The following is a 20849-nucleotide window of genomic DNA, read 5'->3' as shown; positions in this document are numbered from 1 at the left end:
ATGCCTCGATCTTAACTGTTCGATCTGTGCCAGGAAGGCATCGATCGGGTCTACCCGGCGGCCGCGTCTTGGGCGGGGTGTGCACCGGAGCTCGGGGACATCAACGCTCAACAGGGCCTTGCCGTCCTCCGACCGCGAGCGCGGCAACCGGCGGCGTCTCGCAAGCGAACGCGCGGCCTCTCGGGAGATATGGAGGCGGGCACCCAGATCGGCATACGTCAACAACTCAACGCACATTGGCGCTTCTCCTGGAGCGAACCGGGAAGGCATTTCGAGCTAATGATGGCTGGACGATTACCGCAGGCTAGGCCGCGTTGGTTAATGGACGGTTAACGCGCGAGCGGCGCGGTTTACGAGTGCCGTCACCGTGCCGACTCCGGGATCGCAAGACACCATCAGCCGCGGCGACGTCCTGTCCGTCTTGCGCTGGCAGCGATAGAGCTTGAGGACGTTGGAGATGTTTTCGGAGCTCTCGTGCCGGTGCCGTCACAGCAGATGACGAGGTATTTGGGCTCGGGTTTCGGTGCGTCCTCGGGATGCGCCTCCGGCGATTATAGCGGAAATGGATGGCAGCGAGGAGACGAAGGCGGCGTCGCCGGCATGGTGCCCCGTGTATCATCTGTTGACATTAACCACTTGTTAACCATGCGGTCGGCTAATGTGGACGGGTGGGGGGTCACCATGTCGGCCCATGTGACGCGACCGAAGTTGATGCCTGTTTCGGCCGATCCAGCCTTTCGGTCGCTCAACCGGCTGGCGGTTCGCGCCAAGGCCGTCCTACAGACCAAAACGGCTGTCCTACGGAGCAAAGCCATGTTCGGAAAGGACGATTTAGTGGACAATCTCAGCCGCGATCTTGATCGCGCGCGCGGAAGACGCGATGCACTCGCATCCGAAGCCACGACCCTGACGGCCCAGATCGCCGAAATTGAAGCCCGCCTTTCGGAGGCGAAGTCCAGGCGGGAGCGTGATCGCGTTTTGGGCGAAATCGAAGCGATAAAATCCCGAATCAGGCAAGCCGCCGGCGCGTTTGCACCCGTCGTCGATGGTCTCTCCAAGGCGATCGAGTCGGCTGCAGCAGTTGTGCCCGAGGCTCGCGAGCTTAATAGTTTCCTCGTGTCGGTGGCGACCGAAATCGACAGTGTGCTCGATCCCCTGCTGCGCGAACTGGATCAGCGCGCGGATGCGGTGCGAGTCGGCCACGTAGCACTGGACCTCCCGAGTTCGTCCAATGAAGCTCCCATCGAGCTGCCGAAAGACGGCAACGAACGCCTGCTTCGCTTTCCATCATGGCTGTCTCGCGACAAGGAGACGGACAAGGAAACAGCGGAGAGTCCGCGCAGCACGGCAGCGTGAACCTGGCGGGTGGCGTCCTTGCGGCGCATCCTTCGAGACGCCCCGCCCCAAAACTCACCGCTGCGCGACCGCGTCGCATCGTGCGAGGCGCGCTTGACGTCTGCTATGCCCTTAGTAGCGGCGCAAAACGCCATATGGCCGGAGGTCCGAGTCGGGCCAAGAAACGGAAGGGGAAATTTGTTCTTCGGCGATCTGACCGCGATATCCAACGTCAAAGCCCCGGCGTGATCCGGGGCGTTTGCTTTAGTATGGGGCGCAAGTCCGCTTGGGGTCGCTTCAATAATTCGCTCCATCATACGAAGGAATCAAGCTGTCCATTCGACGAGCACTGTTACCGAGAAGGGAAGCTAGGTTCTCGTGACCAAGGAACCCACGCCCAAGCAATGGAGCCAGCTTCTATCCGCACGGTCGAAGAGCCGACGCAGGCCGCCAACGGGACACCATACGGCGAAGACAAGCAAGCGCGTCGTAAGGAGGTCGGGAGGCAATCTCGACTTTTGAAGCAGCGCAATGCGGTGGCCACGGCGTAAGGCATTGAGGGATATGGTTTTATTTGGTCGTCGTGCTCGGCGCGGAAAGCCGCAGAGCCTCTGCCAGATACAAACCAAAGAAATAGAGCGCTCTTACCTTGCTTTGCGCTCCATACTGAAAGCTCCATACTCAAACATGCAACTCAACCAGCGCTTCCAATGTCACCATTTACTACGCAGCTCGAAACGAATGTCATAACGATGCAACTTCGCATAGACCGTACTCTTGGCAAGACCGAGAGCGGCCGCGGTGGCCGTCACGTTGCCGTTGCACGAGCGGAGCGTGCGCGCGATCAGGTCACGTTCGGACGCTTCGGCGAGAGACAGGCCCGGATTGTGCTCGCTTGTTCGTTCCGTTCCCCGGATGGCATCGGGAAGGTCCGAAGGTTCGATCAGCTCGCCGTTGCTGGTCAGCATGAGGCTCTCGACCAGATTGCGCAGCTCGCGGACATTGCCGGGCCAATCATGGCGCTGAAGCTGCGCAAGCGCCTCCGGCGCAAACCGGCGATCGGAAAGACCGTAGCGCGCCGCTGCCTGAGCGATGAAGTGATCGACCAGCAGCGGAATGTCCTCGCAGCGCTCGCGCAGCGGCGGTATGCCGACGGGGACGACAGCCAGCCGGTAGAATAGGTCCTTGCGGAAACGCTGGGCGTCCACCTCCGCCTGCAGGTCGCGATTGGTCGCGGCGACGAGGCGGAAGTCCACCTTGCGCACTGCGGTCTCGCCGATCCTGCTGATCTCGCCGTTCTCGAGCGCCCGCAGCAACATGGGCTGGAGGTCGAGCGGCAATTCGCCGATCTCGTCAAGGAACAGGGTGCCCCGCGCCGCGGCTTCGATCTTCCCCGCCACGCCGCCGCGCCGGGCGCCGGTGAATGCGCCGTCGACATAGCCGAAAAGCTCGCTGGCAAGCAGTTCGCGCGAGGCGCAGCCGCAATTGACGGCAATGAACGGGCCGCTCCGGCGCGGCGACACGGCATGGAGTCCGTGCGCGAACACCTCCTTGCCGACGCCGGTCTCGCCAAGCAGCAGGACCGGAGCAGCTGATATGCCGACGCGACGGCACGTCTCGACCACGTTGTGCATCTTCGGGCTGCTGTAGACGGTATTGGCAAAGGCCTGGGACTCGCCTCGCGCAGCTGACAACAGTTTGCCCGAAGGGGCCGGCTTCGGCGCCACCATCACGGTGCCAAGGTGTTCACCCCCTTGCACCACCGGCTTCAGCCATTCCTCCTTGATCCATGCCGGACGCGAGGCGCCAAAGAGCTGATCGTCGCGGCTGCCGAGATGGGGAAAGCCGGACTGACATCCCGGCGCGCCCAGGTCGCGCATGATCTGCGACATCTCTCCACTGGCCTTGAATGGACGTCCGGCGCTGTCGAACAGTACGGCATGATGCCGATCCGAAGGCGGCAGCATCCAGAAGCATTGGTCGAGCAGCCGGTAGCGGGCGTCCAGCTCCATCTGCAGTAGCTGAGCCTCGATGCGCGCGGCCGCCGAAATCGCCAATGCGAGGGCCGGCCGCCCATAAGACGAGGATAGTCCGGAGATGTCGATCACGCCGATCACAGCGCCGTCGATGGGATCGCGGATCACGCAGGCCGAGCAAGTCCAACGGTGGATGCCGGAACAGAAATGCTCCGTGGCATGCACTTGGATGGGCTGCCCGGTTTGCAATGCAGTGCCGATCGCATTTGTCCCGCAGGTCGTCTCGCTCCAGTTGCTGCCGGGCAGCAGGTGGGTTTTTTCAACGGCATCGCGCAGCGCCAGCTTGGTGTCGCCCTCCAAGCGCAAAACAATGCCGTCGGCGTCGGTCAGCACCATCACGGTGCCGGTTTCCAGCAGGTAGTCGCGCGCCAGGGACATCGTCGAAGCACCCGCCTGAACCAGGCGGTTGCGCTTGTCGAGCAGGCGCTGCAGCTTGTCGTCCCTGATCGGCATCGGAGCCTGGCCACGCCGGTAGTCGACGTCCGATTTCTGGCAGCGCTGCCACGAATCGGTAATAGCCGACCGCACGATCTGCTGACGCGTGCTGTTGCTTCCGGATAGGAAGCGTTCCCAGCTCGTCAGGACGTCGCGTTCGATAGATGGATTTGCGAAAGCATCCTCTGGCGCCTGACCCAACACGTTCCCTCCTTCGACGCGCTGAGTAGTCCGAAATGATCTGCCGGACCCCGAGCTTTTATCTCCTGATTGTGAGGCCATCCATGGAAACGCGCAATCGCGTATCCCGACCTTGGTGCCATTTGGCTCGCCTCCGACCGCACCGCAAAAAGAGTGAGATCGGAGGCGGAATGAAGGCATCGAGCCGGCAGAAGCTAGGCGACCCTGCGCTGGCTCAGGCTGTCGTAGAAGGCGGTTTCGAAACGCATATAGCCGGTGAACGAAGCGACGTCGGCAAAGGGCAGGATCTGGGTGGCCCAGTAGCCTCCGAAGCCATTCTGACGGTCGATCCAGTAGAACAGGTTCGCCAGACCAGCCCAGCCGAGCGCGCCCGCCGGGCGGCCGGTCGGCGCCTTCTCGTCATTGACCATGAAGGTGAACGCCCAGGATTTCGACAGACCCGGGAAGAACTCCGCGTCGTTCGACAGCGATTTGATGACGCCGGGCAGCGCCGTCACCTTGAGATCACCGAGCTGGTTCTTCTCGGCCATCGTAACGGTCTCCGGCTTCAGCACCCGGCCGTGCGGGCCGGCACCGTCGTTCAGCCACATGCGGATGAAGCGCATGTAGTCGCCGACCGTGCTGTAGAGGCCGTGGCCTCCCATATGGACCTCGGGATTGGCAGGCAATTCGAAGTCCATCGGGGTCAGCGAGCCGTCGGCGTTGCGCGCGTGCACGCCGGCAAGTTTGCCGCGCACCGCATCGTTGATCTCGAACGTCGTGTCGCTCATGCCGAGCGGCTTGAAGATGCGCTCGGCGAAAACTTCGCCAAGCCGCTTGCCGGTGATGCCCTCGACCACTTGCCCGGCCCAGTCGACGTTCGTGCCATACTCCCATTTCGAGCCGGGATCGAACAGCAGCGGCGTCATGAGGGCGGCCTTCGACGAAGTGATCACGCTCGGCTGTCCGTGGTCGGTCGCCAGCCGCAGATAGTTCTCGTTGAAGAAATCATAGCCGAATCCGCCGGTGTGCAGCAGCAGCATGCGCGTGGTCACCTCACCCTTCGGGGCACGAAGCCGGGGCTGGCCCTCGGCATCGAAGCCCTCGATCACCTGCAGCTTGCCGATGTCGGGGGCGTAGGTTCGTGCCGGGGCATCGAGGTCGAGCTTGCCTTCCTCGATCAGTTGCAGCGCGGCCGTGCCGGTGATTGCCTTGGTGGTCGAGAAAATGGCAAAACTGCTGTCGGCCGTCATCGGGGCCGGTTGGTCGATGCGCCGCTTGCCGGCGGCGCCCTCGTAGATGTTGCCGGTACGATCGGTCACCATCGCCACCACGCCCGGGACGCCTTGGCCCGTCGTGACCGTCTCTTTGAGAATGGCGTCAGCCGCCGACTTGAATTCCTTGGTCATGTGTTGCTCCGAATTGTTGTGATGATGCGGGTGCAGGGCCGCGCCACCAAAAATGGTTGCGCGGCCCCTTGTGTCGTTACTGCTTGGCAAAGCCGGGATAGGCCGAGGAGGCGACCTCATCGCACTTCTGGCGATAGGTTCCGACGCCGCCGATATAGGAGAGCAGACGGCGCGGCTTGCCCTCGACGTTGGAGCCCATGTACCAGGAGTTCGTCTTGGTCACGAGGGTCGTGTTCGCGACCTCATCGTGATGCGCGACCCAGGCATCCTGCGCATCCTTGCTCGGCTCGATGACGCTCAGGTGGTTCTTCTTGAGATAGGCGATGCAATCGCTGATCCACTCGACCTGCTGCTGAAGGCATGTCGTCATGTTGCAGAGCGCTGTCGACGGCGCCAGCGGCGCGCCTGTCGTGAAGAGGTTCGGGTAGCCGTGAACCTGAAGCCCCATCGTGGTCCTGATGTCGCGGCTCCACTCCTCCTTCAGCGAGCGACCGCCGCGGCCACGAATGTCGATGCGCGTCAAGGCACCGGAGCCGGCGTCAAAGCCGGTGGCCAGGATGATCACGTCCAGCTCATACGACGTTCCGTCCGCGAGCTCGATGCCTTGAGGCGTGATCCGCTTGATCGGGTTGTTCTTGACGCTGATCAGCTCGACGTTCGCCTGGTGGTAAGCCTCCAGATAGTTGCTCTCGAGCGGGACGCGATGCGTGCCGAAGCCATAGTCCGTCGGGATCAGCGTATCGCACAGCTTGGGATCTTTGAGGCGCTCGCGCATCTTCTTGCGGACGAACTCGGAGATCTCCTCGCTGACATCCTCCTCGAAGAACATCTCCACGAAGGAGGCGAGCCACAGCCGAAGCGAGCCTTCATCCCAGATCTTCTCCAGAACGGCATGACGCTGTTCCGGGCTGAGATCCTTCCACTTGCCGTTGGTGAAGTCGTATTCGAAGCCGGTGAACGAGTGGGGCAGGGTTTTGCGGAATTCGTCGAACCGCGCCTTGTAAGCCTCGACCTCCTTCGGCCCGTATTTCGGGTTCTTCATCGGGATGATGTATTGCGGCGTGCGCACGAACACCTTCATGCTGCCGACTTCGCCGGCGATGGTCTGGATCACCTGGATGCCGGTGGCGCCATTGCCGACGACACCAACGCGCTTGCCGGCGAGATCGAGCTTCTCCTTCGGATAGCGCCCGGTGTGGACCAGCGTGCCCTTGAAGGTGTCCTGTCCGGGAAACATCGACGTCAGCGGCGCCGACAGCATGCCGCAGCAGGTGATCAGGAACTGCGCGTCGATGGTGTCGCCCGCGTCGGTCGTGATGGTCCAGCGCTGGGTCGCCTCGTTGAAGACGGCGCTAGCGACCGTCGTGCTGAAGCGGATGTCCTTGCGCAGGTCGAGCTTGTCGGCGACGTAGTTGAGCCATTTTTCGATCTCAGGCTGACCGGGGAAGCGCTCGCTCCAGCTCCAGCCTTTGTAGAGCTCCTCGGAGAACAGGTACTGGTAGATATAGGCCTCGGAGTCGAACCGTGCGCCCGGATAGCGATTCCAGTACCAGGTGCCGCCTACGCCCGTGGCGGTATCGACGGCCTTGACCTTGAGGCCTTGCTCGTCGCGCAGCTTGTAGAGCTGGTAAAGGCCGGCAACCCCAGTGCCGATCACGATGGCGTCCAGGCTTTCATGTTTACGCGCGCCGTTGGTCTTGTGCTCACTCATGCATTCCCTCCCGTTGTGAAAGCTTTGTTCTGTCCTCCGCTACGAGGCGAGGGACGCAAGGGGAGCTACGCAGATTGCGTGCCAAAGCAGAGTTCTGGGCTTAAGCGGTTGCTGGGACTGGATTGTTGGTTGCGGGGGCATGCCGAAACTGTTCGAAATTCAAACCCGGCAAGCCTGATCGACCGAATTTCGATCGAAGTTCCTCTGCGTTCCGGCGCCGAGGGCGCTAGGATATCTTGGATCCTTCAGCCGTTCGAACTCGGCGCCAGCCTACCAAGGCTGCGCCGGCACGAACGCCGGTAGCGCCGCCGTGCGGCTCGCGAATGATCTCGGGCGAACGCCTCCTAGGAAGGCCCTGTATTCGGGACCAAGAAACCCTTTGCTGCTTCAGACTCGCCCCAATGCCCAGTCCATATGGCGAGGAGACACTCGGGCGTCGATGCGTGCGCGCTCGTGCGCGAGATCACTTCGCCAATGCGGAGCAATCGATGACGGTCTAAGAATCTCTCTGTTCAAATGTCGGGCGAGCTGGCTAAAGCCATTGATAAGCTAAATTTTATTTGTTCGCAGAACATAGATTTTGGAATTTATTCCTAGCCGACCAGCTCATGAGGCACGGCAAACGCCAAAAGTTCCCAAGGATCGGCTTGGGACAAAGGGCAGGGGCCCAGCTGGTCAGGAACTTTGGGCCATTTCGTTTATTTCGCTTGTTGCGTTTATTTCGAATATGGCCTATACAAAAGGCCGTACAGGGGAGAAGATACGATGACGATGCCAGCCTACGCTGAAGAGCTGGGAGGTACTCGCCTGCCTTCCGCGAGCGAGAAGGCGGCAGCCAACCAGCTTCGTCAGATACTCGCTTCGCATGCGACGGGAGATGCCAAACTGCGACTGCTCGACGATGCACAGCAGGCTGCTGAGATAACCTTGTCGCCGGCGCTATCGAGTCTTTTGATGGAATTGCTGCGGCATATCGGTCGCGGCGATGCGGTGACGCTTGTGCCTGTGCATGAGATGTTGACCACGCAGCAAGCTGCCGACATTCTGAATGTCTCGCGTCCGTTTCTGGTCTCGCTGCTCGAAAAGAACGAAATTCAGCACGTGACAGTGGGGCGTCATCGCAGGATTAGGGCAGAGGACCTATTCGCATATAAGCGCACGCGTGATGAGAAGCGGGGCAAAGCGCTTGCGAATCTCGCTGAGCAGGACGCGGAGCACCTGTAAGCTTGTTTGCAAACCGCTTCACCGCATTCGTCGATGCGTGCTCGCTTGCAAGCGCGCTCAAAAGGAACCTGCTTCTCTCATTGGCGGAGGCGGAATTTTTTCGTCTCCGCTGGTCAAGCCGCGTTCTGGATGAGACCGAAACAGCTATCGAGGAGATCCTGAACGCCAAAGGCTTTGCCGATGCCGCGGCGCGTGCAGAGCGGGCGCGCGCCAGCATGGAAGCTGCCTTTGAAGATGCCATGGTTACGGATTTTGACAACTTCTTGTCCGTTGCGGCTGGGCTCCCCGATCCTGGCGATCATCACGTTGTTGCTGCGGCGGCCAAGATGCAGGCCGCAATGATCGTAACCGAAAACCTTAAGGACTTTCCCGCGGCAGTTCTTTCCGACCTGAACATGGAGGCGAAATCGGCCGACGCTTTCATTGCGGATACTATCGCACTCGACGAAGCTCGCGCTGTTGCAGCCATTCGGTGTATGCGCGAACGCTTCAAGAAACCGGAAATGACGCCGGCGGAGCTCTTGCTCGTGATGGAAGCTGCGGGGCTGATTGAGACGGTTGACGTGCTAAGGCCACACGTGGAATCCCTCTAGCTCAGTAACTAACCAGGCGGGCTTTCCGCAACACGATCTTGATGTAAACTCGACTTCGATATTCCATAATGAAGGATACCCGAACGATCGCGCGGCTTGGGAACGCAGACACGCTGATGCCTGCTGGCGTCGTCCGCCGGGAATATACAGGAGACCAACGCAGCAGCGCCGAAAATTGGCGGTAAACCGCAGCCGAGAATCGGTCTGCCGCTGCGCAGGACGGGCGCGGTCGTTCATCTCTGCGTGGGAGAAATTTTGAACCGATGTATTTCCATTTTCTGACCGATGCCCTTCAAGTTTTGGTAGTCGCGCGACGCCGGGCATCCTTTGACGATGTCACTGACTCCGGGAGCCTCCATCACCATCTCTGTCAGGCATATTTCGTTGACACCGGCTAGACCTTGCACACGGGCGGCGATATTCACGTCCTGTCCGAAGTAGTCGATCCGATCGTTGAGCCTTACGGCGATGGCCCTGCCTCTGTGCACGCCGATTTTGAGGCCGAGCGGCCGCGAAGCGGTTTTGTTGAATCGCGACAGCTCTTCGATCATCTCGACGGATGCAACAACGGCATCCTGTGGACGCTCGAAGCCAGCCATGACTGCATCGCCGATCGTCTTCACGATCGTGCCAGATCGATTCCTAATGATCTTATTCAAAATGTCGAAGTGCTGACGGACGAGAAAGTAGGCATTCACATCGCCGATGCTTTCGTACAGCGGAGTCGAATCCTTTAGATCAGTGAACAGATAAGTGATGTCGGAAACGGCTAGACTATCGCGCTCGTCCACCAATTGAGTCTTATAGAGTTCGGCGAAGCAGGGGGTGAGCAATAATCGCTTACCGGAAAGAAAAGCCTCATACTCGACCAGATGGGGCTGGAACTGGGAAGGATACTGGAGAAACCAGAAGCGGCCTCGATCCTTGGTGCGGTTCTCAATGTGGATGATGTGTTTGCCTGGGCTAAGATCGGCCGTCTGTCGAAACGCAAAGCGTCCGTCGCCAAGGATCATATTTCTCGGTCCAGTGGGCCGATCAGCAACTACGAACCGGCCCGATTCGAGCTGGACCAGCGTTTCTTGGCGTTCCGCCGGTTCACCGTTCGCGAAGAAAACCAGAAGAAGCTTATGGCTAAGATCGAGCACCTCGAATCGGCCGGCCGTTACGGCGAATTCAAAGTTCAACCGCTGACCCGCCTCGATATCGGCAAATCCCCGCGAGAGTGCCGCAACGAGTTGCTCGTGTGTCATTCCGTGCGGGGGCTTGAAGTCCTTGGAGAAGTTGTAACGGAGATAGTAGTCCTGGACGGACAGCATGTCCGGATGACGATATAGGATGTCGCGAACCGAACTCGAGACCGTAAAGGTGACTTGGATGTAGTCGTCAAGCGCCGCCTCATTGAGGGCGTTGCAGAATTCGCATTGGAAACGTGGATGAACCTGGTCTAGCTCACGAAAAGTGCCGGCGACCTGCGGGCAATAGGCGCAGATGAGCAGCCACTGCATCTCGAATAGGCCAACCTTAGCGGCGTGCACGAACAGCTCGATTCCTTCGGCGTCACTTAGGCCGTTGGCAGTCGCATATTGGATAGGATTGACTCGAAAGAGATCATAGTCGCCGGAGGCGCGAATAAAACCTTCGAGGTCCGAAAGGGTCTGCGGCGCCCAGCTCGCTATTGACCCGAGCTCTATGAGGCGCTGATTCAGGAGGCCTTCGTTGACTGGGGATGACCCTTGCATATCAGTATGATACCTCGCTCATGCCGGCACTACTGGTTGGTCGGCCATTCGACTAGCCACGCGACAATCGACGCGGTTCCTTTGTGTCCAACTGGTTTTAGTCGAACCGAGCCGGATAAGAAAAGTCAGCTCTATTGGCCTGTATCAGTCGGCAATGCGACACTTTGATCGATAGGCAGTGTCTGGTCTCGTCCATCATGTCCATGAGAGCGGTGCGTTGACTCGAGAGCGGGCCGTGCGCGCCACGTTATGAAATAAGCTCGGGATTCGTGCAGACGCCCCTCCCTCCCATTTCCGTCAACGTTGATCGCCATATGAGCTGGATACTTCGGAGGATCATGCGTCAATGGTCAACCAAAGCCGTTTGAATGACGCGGATGAAAAGCGCGACGCTGTTGGTCGTTGGCTTCGTGTCTGCTGGCGTTTGGTAGCAGGGCGCCGCCAAAGATCAGACCTTAGTCGCTCCGCCGCTTCCGCTCGCTCCGCCATCGAGCGAACGGGAGCCGGCACTCCGGCCACCCCTAAGAATGCCTGGCCGACAACGGCGGCGGCCAAAGTATCGTCGCCACCGGCGCCGGCCAAGAATCCAAGGCCTTCGGCGAAGACCAATGGCGGGCCGTCATCGCGGACCGACGCTCTCCGGCCGGCAGCGTCGGACAAGGTTTTGTCTACACCATTGATCGGCGCGCCTGCGTCGGTCCTCAGCCCAGCCGGGGACTACGATGGCTTTAGCGTCGGCACGGTTGACGATAGTAAAACGTCAGGTTACGCGGCGCGAACCATGAAGTCCCGCGCAGCAAGACCTTCCTAGCCCAATTCGGGGGCAGACAACATCGCGGCACAGCACCTGGTTGAGCAAGTAGATGAGGTATTGCAGCGCAAGCTTACGATCTGCCGCGGCTGCAGGTAGGTGGTCGGCAATGACGGCAGGCGCTGTTGACCAATGCAAGCGCTTGTTGATTCTCGCATGGACCTATTGTCGGATGAAAACTATGGCATGTGGAGGTCGCGGAGCAACGTAAAAGCGTGCCTCACAGGCGAGGCATTCCAAGTGCTCCGCAATGTCAACCCGCAATCCAGATAACATCTTTTTTGACCCGCAATCCGGGCATTCTCTCTGGTTCAATGCGTCAAGAGCATCTGCGACAGTCATTTCGAGCTCGTGAAACTGGCTGCATCAGACACCGAAAGAGCGACTGATGTGTTTCGCCATCACGATAGCAACGTCCGTATAGCGGCCGTTCGACCAGAACTGATCGCAAACCAGCAAAAAGAACAGCGCACTAAGCGAAATCAGAATTCCCTTGCACATAGCGGACTTGTCCCTTGATGAGACTGCCAACCGAGCAGGTATGAACTGAGAGAGACGATATGCTTCTGAAGTCGCAGTTGCGACGATCTGCAATGATTCAGGCTGGCAAGAAGCCGTTACTAATCCGTTAACTGACGGATCCGAAAATCTCTGCGGAAGGTCGGCCTCTGGTCCGAAGCTGCTGATCTCGGAGAGGTCCGCTATTCGGGCTATCGTCTCGAACCCTCGCGTGCTCTCCCCTGGAGTCAACAACTATTCATTGGTGAGTCGGCCGACCGTGAACTCTGAGCTGAGAGCAAAGTGTGAATGTCTCAGGCGACTTGGTCAAACTCAGTCCTGGGTGCTCAAGGTGTAACAGTCACGCTCTTGAAGACGGTGCCGCCATTGTTGGACCGGCCGCTGAAGCGGACGGTCTGCGGGCCTCGCGAGGTGGCACTGAATTTCCAGATGGCGGAGCGCGTATCGGCCTCCGTCACAGTGCCAAGTGTGAGGCTGGCCGCATTTGAAAAATCCATCGCCACGCCATCCTCGCGGGTGGTCGAGACCCCGAGCAGGCTTAGACCGCTAGACCCCGCCGCCGCTGACACCTGAACCCCATATGCCTCGTAACTCGGGTTGAAAATGGTTGTCTTGATTGTGAAGGTCGAGCCGATCGCGGGAGACGTTGTGCTCGGCGTAGCCGTCATCGAAATCGCAGGCGTTGGATCGCCGCGAATGATTTTAGCTGCGATTGCCACCGGCAAGCCAAATGAGGGAGCTCTCCAGTTGATTGCTTTGAGCCGGAGAACGCCAGGAGGCGGATTGTCGATGATGAGATATTCGACGTTGTCGATATTAGACTGCGAGGCCCAGCCACCACATTGTCCAACTGCGTCCGGCGTGCAACCGGCGCCGGGATCGGCCCACAGGTCAACATCGTATGTCACCGCCTGTGATGCCCCTGCGCTCGCTTCGGGCTCGTCCCAAGTAAGCACAGCGACGACCCGCTTGGTACCCCGAGGCACGTCGATGTCGAAGAAGCCCCAAGACTTGTCGGTGATTGTCATCCACGCCCAATGGCCGCTCCAGCCGTTGGGGTCGAGGCGCGCCCAATGCGATTGATAATCGGAGACGCGTCCGAGCCCAAAATCATTGCGTCCGCCACCGGTGTTGTTCGCCGGACTGACCTCGTCCGAATGCAGCGTAGCGGAAGCCATGAGATGGGCACGCAGCAAGTGCGGTCGATCTCTGAAATCAGGATAGTGCTCCAGCAACGTCGTCGCGATGCCACTGACATGTGGCGTTGCCATGCTGCATCCGCTCTTATCCACATAACCATCCGTCGTTCCCGCCTGCGCGGAGGTCACGACAGCACCTGTTGCAACGAGGTCTGGCTTCATCCGATTATCGCCGGTCGGGCCGCGGCTGCTGCTGCCGGACAGTTCGCCAACCAAGCTCGATCCCGCGTCCTGCACGTTTCCGACCGTAAGAGCATTCTTGGCCACGCCGGGAGACCAGATCGATTGTGCGCCCGGGCCGTTATTGCCGGAGCACACGATGTAGGCCTGGCGTGTTTCCCAGACGCGGGCGTCGAGCTTGCGCGATTCGGAATCGGTTCCAGTCTGTCCCGATCCGCTCGCCCCACCGCTCAGATTGATGACAGAGGGGCGTGGCGCGTCGCAGCTGGTCGGGTCCGCCATGTAGTCGATTGCGTCCCGCAACCAAGAGTTTTGTCCAGTGTTGGTCGATTTCCAGATCTTTCCAACCCGGATGCGCTCACGCGAACCGACCGCAGTTGCGACGCCCCGGAACCGCGCTTTCGCAGCCCCAGTTCCGGAGATGGTTGCGAGGACGTGAGTGCCATGGCCATTCTGATCATTCCAAACGCCCGCAGCGTCGCTCGTGAAATTAATCCCGCAACCGTTCTTGTTGAGGTCTTGGTGCATGGTTGCCGCCGCGCTTCCCAACATGGCGCCGGTGTCGAGTAAGCCCAACACAGTTCCCGCACCCAGGAAGCCGGACGCTCGGATGTAATCGACGCCATTCGTAGCCATGCTCTGATCGTGTCCGCCGCCGCTGCGACGCTCGATTTCGATGAACAGGATGAAATCCAAACCGGAAAGAATGCGGATCTGTTCGGGTGTTGCGAGAGCCTCATAGCTCCGCAACACCGGGTCGTAGCGACCGACCTCCGCACCCGTAGCTTGGACCCGTTCGGCGAACGAAGTTTTGGGATCAGTTTCAAACAGGCTGATGACAATTGGAAATCGAACCACCTCGGCCCCGAAACGCTCGATGGCAGATCTCAGCTCCGGCGCTAATTTTTGGTCGGGCAAGGGGTAAGCCAGTGATCTAAACCCGGGCAATCTGGCAATACCCTCCAACGCCTGGGCTTGCAGGGGGACGCGGACCTTGAGTGCTGTCCCATGCAGCCCGAGCGATGCGACCCCGAACTCGCTCATCAGCGTGCGCTCCGTGGCCGCGTCCGGCAGGAAATCCATCAGCAGAAAGGCATAGGTCTCAGTCCGCTCCCCTGCGGCTAAATCCGATCGTATGCGCGGGTCGATCCCGGTGGCCGGTGTCGTCGTCCCTCCCGAGAACCCAAGCCGATAGGCCTCAAACGATCGGACATCCGACGCGCCGCGCGAAGGATAATTGGCCGGAGGCTTCGGGCGATCCTTTGGCGCAGAGAGCGGCCTGTTGGGCGCCTCCGTTTGGACTGTTGTCGCCTCAGTGCCCCGATGCGGAAGTGCATCGCGCGGCGGCTTGCGATCGACAGGGGGAACCAACCGATCCGCAACTGATTCGTCAGACTTGGTCGGCCCGAAGTCGCGGCGTTTGGTGTCATCCGCGCTCGTCGCACTAGGTAGCCCAACGCCCGCCCGGCGCAATCCGAAGTTTTTGACCCCGTCCTGGACGGCCTCGAGCGAAAGGGGGGCGCCCTCGTCGTCTCGATTGATGCGCATAGTGCTATTTTGGCCGCTCGACGCGCCTTCCGCGGGAGCAACGGTCTGCGCAGACGCAAGCGCGACAGGCGCAGCAACCAGTAAGGTCGCAACGAGTGTTCTCAACGGCACTGAACGACAGCAATAGGTTAAACGCTTGGGTAAGAAGGTTTCGTTCATTGGCTTCCTCCAAATGAACATTCTTACGCGGCGACTTTGATCCGACACCTGAATCGTCGGAATGGCACACACAAGCCGGCAGAATCAAATCTGCTTCGCGCGAACATCACGACGCGGTCGCGCTCGATCTTTTGCGTTGAGCATCCTGGCAAATCAATAAATGAATCCTAACAGCACAACGGAAGATTATGCAGTGATTTAGTTCACAAGATTGCTAATTCGATTCAAAATAGACAGGCTCGTGAAATCCAATCGGCCCGTCCTTCCATAACAACACATACGCAGGCCTGCAGGCCCAGCGTCGGCGTGGGCGTTTTGAGCCCAGGTCACCTATCTGAGCAGTGCCCGATACTGCGGCACTGCCATTGCTACGGCCTTACCAGCGCCGCCTCATCGGAAACGCGCCACGCTGCGACGCCAAAACACAGCGTAAGCATCAACGTGGTCAGCAATAGCAGGACTGAGAGAAAGTGGCTCACACGCGTCTCCGCAACAGAACGTCCCAGTACGGGCGCAGGTGGATGGTTCGAAAAATACAGCTGCGCTGACCTGGCTTCCTTTTCCACAGGTTGTAAAATGCTAGATCAACAGCTTTGAACAGCGGAGCGCATCGTCGATCGGTTCGCGCGGGGCCGGGCAACTTCGCGCCGCGCTGATCGTAGCTAAGCGGCACGGCAGGAGTTATGATCTTTCCTTCTCGCTCCGGTCATTCGCTTTCAAGGAGTCTGGCAGTGATAAAAATCTTACAAGGAATGCTCCTCGCGACCTCGGTTCTCACTGCTGCTAGTGCGGCGCACGCAGCGGGTGGCTGTGGCGAGGGCTGTCACAGGACAACCGGTGGCGCATGTGTCGTTGACGGCTGGGGCACGGGAGCCAAGGTTCGGAACGAATGCCCGGCGACCTCTCGCCCCCGTCCACCCTGCGGCGGCGGGGATTTCATCTGGGACCGCACCAAACAGGCGTGCTTTCAAAATAACCGCAGCTGGTTCTGATCTTAGTTGCCCCAGCGCCGGTGCGAACGAGTTCAGACAGGAGCAGCTTGGCCGTCATTTCTGGCGGCACCCCTCCCACGTGGGTTGCCTTACTTCCAAGCGCCGACTGCAGGTACACGGTGGAGTTCTGGACGAAATATGTCCCGTGATGCGCAACACCGTCGATTGTGACCGTTAGGGTGCGAACTACAGCAGGCCTTCCCTGTGAAGCCTCGCTCACGGCAGTCCTTCAAAGCTCACGCACTAAGTGCATGATTCAGGCTGGCGTAAAAACTTAAACCAGCGTGTCACTCTCTGAGGCGTTACTCGCGGCAGGCCCGGCGCACCGTGGCAGTCCTGCGTGGACTAGAGAACGATCGAGGGGCCGCCAGTAAGGCGGCCTCTTTCGCCGGTTCACGCTGGCCGGCCTAGCACTCCCGGCGCTCAAATCCGCAATTGGATGGGCAGCCGAGAGCATTAGGGGCGGCAAGCCGTGCCATGTTCGCTCTAATGTGACAAGGCGCCACCGGTAGTTGTCCGGAGTCCATTTTCGGAACGGGGTGTTCTACTGTCGGAACACCGGCGAGATTTGAGACCAAGTTATTTGTAGTTGCCCGGGATGGCCGCAGTGGGGCTGGAACCACGCTGCGGCCTTTCCCTTGAGTGCACCTGAGGGGCAATGTTTTCTGCGGGGGGATTTGTGAGCATCCAAAGCATCGGGGCGACTATCTCGGAGCGCGAGCTGGCAGCGCGCGGCGTGCAATCATTGCGGCATTCCGATTGCATGGAGATCGTTGAAAATCTCCTCGTTCGCTTGAAGGCCCTGGACCAGGAATTGGCCGCACGAAACAAGAGCCAAGCTAAGCTCGAACGAGAGACGATCCCGGCTTGGGGGCCTGAGGGTTGATGCGGGGGCCGCTCCGCCAGCTCGAGGAAGAGAGCTAGCGAGACAGCAAGCCGGGCAGTGATGCTAGGTTCCTACGGCTTTCAGCAGCCGCACGTAGGTACCGCTCTCGTGCAGCTCCAGCCAGCCCTTCTCGACAGCGCGCCTGATGCCGGCGCCGAACTCCGCGCCGCTTCCCTGGAGCGTGTAGAGGGAGGAGTAGTTGATCTTCTCGATATGGATTCTGCCGTCCTGTATCGCCTCGATGCCCGAAGCCAGCTGGACGAGCTGGCGGCCTGCGGCTTTTGGATCTGCAAAAGGGCGTTCGGTGACGTGCTTCATCGCTGGAATCAAAACCTCAAGCCTATGCTTGGCCTGACTTGCCCGTTGCTGTCATGCCAGTTCGGGACGATATGCACAGATCCTGCGGCGCCGCGGTCTGAGCAGACCAGGCGCAAGCCGACGCGCGACCACGGCTGATCCTGCGGGAATGTCTCGAGCCGCACGTCCACCTTGCGATCGCAACAGCCGTTCAAGCATTCGATGTTGCAGGTCACATGGCGTCAGCCAGCCATTCCGCAGGACTGCGGGGCGGATAGTGGCCGGACCATTTCGTGTGCCGAGGAGCGCGCATGCCGCCAGCAAAGCTGGCATCTTAGGTATCTCGCAAATTATCGATTCCTGGTGGCTCGGAACGCGCGAGCGACCGCCTAGGTGGGGAAAAGTCGCCCGAACGTCCGCCGCGTCACGCTCGCAGGCGCTCCCCTGAGCCGACAAACGAAAATGAAGCCGCCGGGCAAACAATACCTTGTCCCGGCGGCCTGATATCCGTCCAGCCCCGGGAGAGGATTAGCAAAAATCCCGGATACTGATCAGTATAGGCGCGCGGTGTGGGGGTTCAGTTCGCTTTTAGAAAATATACCCCAAAGCCCGCCGGCTCACGCCAGCATTGCCATGCTACAATCCAAGGGCAGTCGAGGGTCTTTCTGCTCGCATTGATTGAGAGCGATGCCGAGGCAGGTGCCACTATTTTCTTGTAGCGATTTGATCGACGGCAGGTAGGAGTGCGCAGAATGATTAGGCCGCTTCCATTGCTCTGGCTTTGGTCGGAGGCGCTGCACAGGCTCAGCAGGGCGCGCCTCGCAACCCTCAGAAATTGGAAAAGTGCCAGTAGCTTGCTACCGAACGTGGTTTTTCGAGTGCGGGCGAAAGAGGAGAGGGACAAGGTCGCGCAAAGCGGGAGTTCGTGATCTCCTGCATGCATGGGAAGCAAAGCTGACCAGGCGCTTTGTCGAGCGGCCATTTTCGGCCCGCCGGTCACGCTGGCGGCCATACGGCGAAGGCCGCAGCGGGTGGTTAAATCGCTGCGGCCCCGCGTGGTCAAATGAAGCCGGGTCAAAAGGACCAAGTGAAATATGCAGCCAGCCCCGGTGCAGAAAATTCTGCCCCAGCTTGGTCTCGTTTGCAAATACAATTCGGTGGAACCGAAATCCCTGCAGTGGGCATTTTGTTCCAAGAACGGAACGATATTGCTATTCTCCCGCGAACCGGAGCTTGGCGCGTGCGAAACCACGAACCTAAGCAGTGGGACCGAGGGCGAGGTACAGACGCTGATCAAAATGATCAAGGGAGGGTCGAGATCGCGACCGAGCTTGGGAGGTATATCGCGTCCGTCGAACGTGTGGCCGCGGGTATGGCCTTTTGCTGCGAAGCGCAAGGAGCGCTGCACAAAGACGCAGACGTATCAGCCGCTTGTAGAATCGCACTATTCTGACTCAGCCAAACCTTACGAGGAAAGCAGGGAATGGTTAGGCCCGGCGCATCATACCGGACTAGGACGCGTCGGGCCGCGACTCCGCAATCGCGCACAACTACGGAAGGCACGTGGCAATAGCGAGAACGATATCGGCGCCGAAGTCTCCGGAATAAACCGAAATCAGAAATCCCGCGGCCAGAGCAGCTACAATCACTTTGAGTGTCAGCATTTGACATCTCCACTTAAGTCGCGCGGACAAAAGTCTTTTTTCCAGGGTGCTTCGCGGGTCCAGCTGACAGTTTCATTCACTGAGTTGTTATCCCGGGCGTGCCGCGGTCCAGCCTAGCGGCCCTCAAGCCAACCAGCCCCTGCCGGTGCACTCGACCGGGGCTGCGCAGGTGGATGGCGGGAGGCTCAGATGTGAGGTGTCGCCCACCGCCGACGTCCGGCCGCTGGCGAAGCGATGCATATTCCGAGGATGAGAAACATTGCGAGCACGCGCATTTTGGTTTCTTCTGACCAGGACCCTTTAGCTCTTTGCTATCTCACGTGCATTTTCTCGACGATCGAATAGAGCAGCATGAAGATCGGCAAGAAGACGAAGAACCAAACGGCCTCCGGTTCGACCCGGGAAAATTCGCGGTTGGGATCTGTTTCAGTGCCGAACGGCACAGGTGCCACGGGCGGCTTTGGACGCCTGCGTTTTACCGCTCGGCTTAGCAGCCGTCGAGTCGCTGGTTCGTCGGACGGCGGATCGCTTGCGCGTCGGCTCTGGTTCGTCACGACTTTAGACCGCGAACATCAGCGGGTATTTGCGGACCAGTTCGAGGTCAACGTAGCCGGCGGCATTGATCCACTCGTGGGGACAGTAAACGAGCGAGCCAGGGTCGAGCTCTAGGCCATCCCGTTTTATTGCCTCGCGCGTCCCCAGTCGGCCGGCCCATTGTCTCCGTCCGTTTGGATCAGGTCGCATCGTGTCGAACACGGTGTCGTTTTTCGTCATCGCAATTCCTGAGGTGTTGAAACCAATCTTTAGGAAATGACCGTCCGCTTGACGCCGGTGTTCTCGCCGACAAGTGATATTCGCTTTTGCAGTTGCTCACCTCAAGCCCGCACAGGTCGTGCTGACCGTCTTCCCTGTCTCACTCTCGCCGTTGCAGGTTGCAGGAGTTTGGCGAAGGGTGGTCCAGAATTGATAGGTGCGGCCGGACCAGCCTCGGCACCCGCGGGCTGGAATGGTGGCTACCCGTCTGCTCCTCAGGGTGGGTGGGCCGCCAGCATTGGATCGCTCTCTTCGTCGAGTCAGCGCTTCTAGTGGCTTTAGGAGGAAGCCCACCATCCGTCGGGGAATGGCTCTAGCAAAGTCCGATCGACTTGGTTGTCGTTGTCAGGGGGCCTGAGAGCTCCTGCATTCCGCGCTAGTGGCGCGTGGCGACGGAGGCGGACAGACATGGCGCCCGGTTTGCGAGTTCGAAGGCGGCGCGAAGGAGGATGTGTCAAGCGTAATGGGGGCACACCGCGAGCGCGGCGCTCTGCTTCTTCGACCAGGCCTCGAAGATATTCCAATTCTGAGAGCTGAGAAGTGAGTTCGCTAAGTCGTTCGGCGTAAACGATTGCGCGAGAGCCTCGCATAAATGTCCTCCCCAGCACAAAAAAGCACTATCAGGATGGCGTCAGAGCAAATAGCGCGAGTAGCAAAAGTGGAACACTACCACCGGTAAATTGCGGATTTCAATACGTCAGGCTCACTGCCTCAGGCTCACTGCCTCAGGACTGCGTCCACTCCCTTGCCAACTCGTCAACGATCTTGACCTATTTTGCCGAAAGCTTGGTTGGGCCCTGCAGTCAAAAGGGCCTGGGTGTAGAAGCCAGCGTAGAAGTTGCGCCAGCCTTTCGGCTTGCACTAAGCTCATCCGATTAGATCCGAATTGTTTTTGTGGAGTAGCGTCATGTCGAGTGCGATTGAGTTGATTGTGGACGGCTACGCGAGTCTGAAAGACCGCCAGTCGCTTGAGGAGCTGAGGATGCACCGCCGGCGCCTTGCCGGAGACCTGAAAGCCTGGGCGGGCTTTGACTGCAGGTTGTCGATTGCGCAGATCGAGCAGGACATCGAGGCAATCGAGGCCGGCTTGGAGACGTTGTCGGGGCCGGTCGGCGGTTA

Annotated in this window: 12 protein-coding genes and 1 pseudogene; 6 read left to right on the top strand and 7 right to left on the bottom strand. The window is 59.5% G+C overall.

Features of this window, described 5'->3' with window-relative positions; translation table 11 throughout:
- Positions 1 to 360 precede the first annotated feature (360 nt).
- Positions 361 to 497 (bottom strand): annotated as a pseudogene (locus ABIB90_RS40595) (phospholipase effector Tle1 domain-containing protein); the annotation flags it as partial.
- A 184-nt stretch (positions 498 to 681) separates the two neighbouring features.
- Between ABIB90_RS40595 and ABIB90_RS40590 the strand changes: the two are divergent.
- Positions 682 to 1356: a hypothetical protein gene (locus ABIB90_RS40590; RefSeq protein ID WP_354202880.1), complete on the top strand. Its 675-nt coding sequence runs from the start codon at positions 682 to 684 to the stop codon at positions 1354 to 1356.
- Positions 1357 to 2048: 692 nt separating this feature from the next.
- On the opposite strand, the gene ABIB90_RS40585 is transcribed toward ABIB90_RS40590, so the two are convergent.
- From ABIB90_RS40585 to ABIB90_RS40575, 3 genes are all read right to left on the bottom strand, one after another.
- Complete coding sequence (locus ABIB90_RS40585; protein ID WP_219681382.1) at positions 2049 to 4010, bottom strand: sigma-54-dependent Fis family transcriptional regulator; 1962 nt, start codon at positions 4008 to 4010, stop codon at positions 2049 to 2051.
- A 191-nt stretch (positions 4011 to 4201) separates the two neighbouring features.
- On the bottom strand, positions 4202 to 5395 hold the full coding sequence (acmB, locus tag ABIB90_RS40580; RefSeq protein ID WP_007601813.1) for a methyl acetate hydrolase AcmB: 1194 nt from the start codon (positions 5393 to 5395) through the stop codon (positions 4202 to 4204).
- A gap of 76 nt (positions 5396 to 5471) precedes the next feature.
- The gene (locus ABIB90_RS40575; protein ID WP_007601818.1) at positions 5472 to 7106 is read right to left on the bottom strand and encodes a flavin-containing monooxygenase; all 1635 of its coding nucleotides are present in this window, start codon (positions 7104 to 7106) and stop codon (positions 5472 to 5474) included.
- Positions 7107 to 7871: 765 nt separating this feature from the next.
- Between ABIB90_RS40575 and ABIB90_RS40570 the strand changes: the two genes are divergently transcribed.
- Together ABIB90_RS40570 and ABIB90_RS40565 are read left to right on the top strand one after the other, a co-directional pair.
- Complete coding sequence (locus tag ABIB90_RS40570; RefSeq protein WP_007601819.1) at positions 7872 to 8330, top strand: helix-turn-helix domain-containing protein; 459 nt, start codon at positions 7872 to 7874, stop codon at positions 8328 to 8330.
- A gap of 2 nt (positions 8331 to 8332) precedes the next feature.
- Positions 8333 to 8923, top strand: coding sequence for a VapC50 family PIN domain-containing toxin (locus tag ABIB90_RS40565; RefSeq protein WP_354202879.1), 591 nt, complete (start codon positions 8333 to 8335; stop codon positions 8921 to 8923).
- 233 nt (positions 8924 to 9156) lie between these two features.
- Here the strand turns inward: ABIB90_RS40565 and ABIB90_RS40560 are convergent, their stop codons facing one another.
- The gene (locus ABIB90_RS40560; RefSeq protein WP_354171567.1) at positions 9157 to 10662 is read right to left on the bottom strand and encodes an adenylate/guanylate cyclase domain-containing protein; all 1506 of its coding nucleotides are present in this window, start codon (positions 10660 to 10662) and stop codon (positions 9157 to 9159) included.
- Positions 10663 to 12318: 1656 nt separating this feature from the next.
- Positions 12319 to 15078 carry a S8 family serine peptidase gene (locus ABIB90_RS40555; protein ID WP_354202878.1) on the bottom strand — a complete coding sequence of 920 codons (2760 nt, stop codon included), beginning with the start codon at positions 15076 to 15078 and terminating at the stop codon, positions 12319 to 12321.
- Between the two features lie 752 nt (positions 15079 to 15830).
- On the opposite strand from ABIB90_RS40555, the gene ABIB90_RS41775 reads away from it, so the two are divergent.
- Positions 15831 to 16070: a hypothetical protein gene (locus tag ABIB90_RS41775; RefSeq protein ID WP_083870004.1), complete on the top strand. Its 240-nt coding sequence runs from the start codon at positions 15831 to 15833 to the stop codon at positions 16068 to 16070.
- 949 nt (positions 16071 to 17019) lie between these two features.
- On the opposite strand, the gene ABIB90_RS40550 is transcribed toward ABIB90_RS41775, so the two are convergent.
- Positions 17020 to 17274, bottom strand: coding sequence for a hypothetical protein (locus ABIB90_RS40550; RefSeq protein ID WP_219681390.1), 255 nt, complete (start codon positions 17272 to 17274; stop codon positions 17020 to 17022).
- Between the two features lie 1994 nt (positions 17275 to 19268).
- On the opposite strand from ABIB90_RS40550, the gene ABIB90_RS40545 reads away from it, so the two are divergent.
- Positions 19269 to 19586 carry a hypothetical protein gene (locus ABIB90_RS40545; RefSeq protein WP_354171570.1) on the top strand — a complete coding sequence of 106 codons (318 nt, stop codon included), beginning with the start codon at positions 19269 to 19271 and terminating at the stop codon, positions 19584 to 19586.
- Between the two features lie 1051 nt (positions 19587 to 20637).
- Positions 20638 to 20849: hypothetical protein (locus ABIB90_RS40540; protein ID WP_007601850.1), on the top strand; the 212-nt coding region annotated here is incomplete at its 3' end.

The sequence above is a fragment of the Bradyrhizobium sp. JR4.1 genome (assembly GCF_040548605.1).
Taxonomy (GTDB): domain Bacteria; phylum Pseudomonadota; class Alphaproteobacteria; order Rhizobiales; family Xanthobacteraceae; genus Bradyrhizobium; species Bradyrhizobium canariense.
Note: the sequence above shows the minus strand (reverse complement) of the source record. Positions and strands in the feature narration are given on the sequence as shown.

What these genes read in the sequence shown, in the direction of transcription:
- acmB (WP_007601813.1), bottom strand. Translation starts at nt 5,395, where the DNA reads ATGACCAAGGAATTCAAGTCGGCGGCTGACGCCATTCTCAAAGAGACG.
- ABIB90_RS41775 (WP_083870004.1), top strand. Translation starts at nt 15,831, where the DNA reads ATGCTCCTCGCGACCTCGGTTCTCACTGCTGCTAGTGCGGCGCACGCA.
- ABIB90_RS40545 (WP_354171570.1), top strand. Translation starts at nt 19,269, where the DNA reads ATGAAGATCGGCAAGAAGACGAAGAACCAAACGGCCTCCGGTTCGACC.
- ABIB90_RS40575 (WP_007601818.1), bottom strand. Translation starts at nt 7,106, where the DNA reads ATGAGTGAGCACAAGACCAACGGCGCGCGTAAACATGAAAGCCTGGAC.
- ABIB90_RS40555 (WP_354202878.1), bottom strand. Translation starts at nt 15,078, where the DNA reads ATGAACGAAACCTTCTTACCCAAGCGTTTAACCTATTGCTGTCGTTCA.
- ABIB90_RS40570 (WP_007601819.1), top strand. Translation starts at nt 7,872, where the DNA reads ATGACGATGCCAGCCTACGCTGAAGAGCTGGGAGGTACTCGCCTGCCT.
- ABIB90_RS40550 (WP_219681390.1), bottom strand. Translation starts at nt 17,274, where the DNA reads ATGAAGCACGTCACCGAACGCCCTTTTGCAGATCCAAAAGCCGCAGGC.
- ABIB90_RS40590 (WP_354202880.1), top strand. Translation starts at nt 682, where the DNA reads ATGTCGGCCCATGTGACGCGACCGAAGTTGATGCCTGTTTCGGCCGAT.
- ABIB90_RS40560 (WP_354171567.1), bottom strand. Translation starts at nt 10,662, where the DNA reads ATGCAAGGGTCATCCCCAGTCAACGAAGGCCTCCTGAATCAGCGCCTC.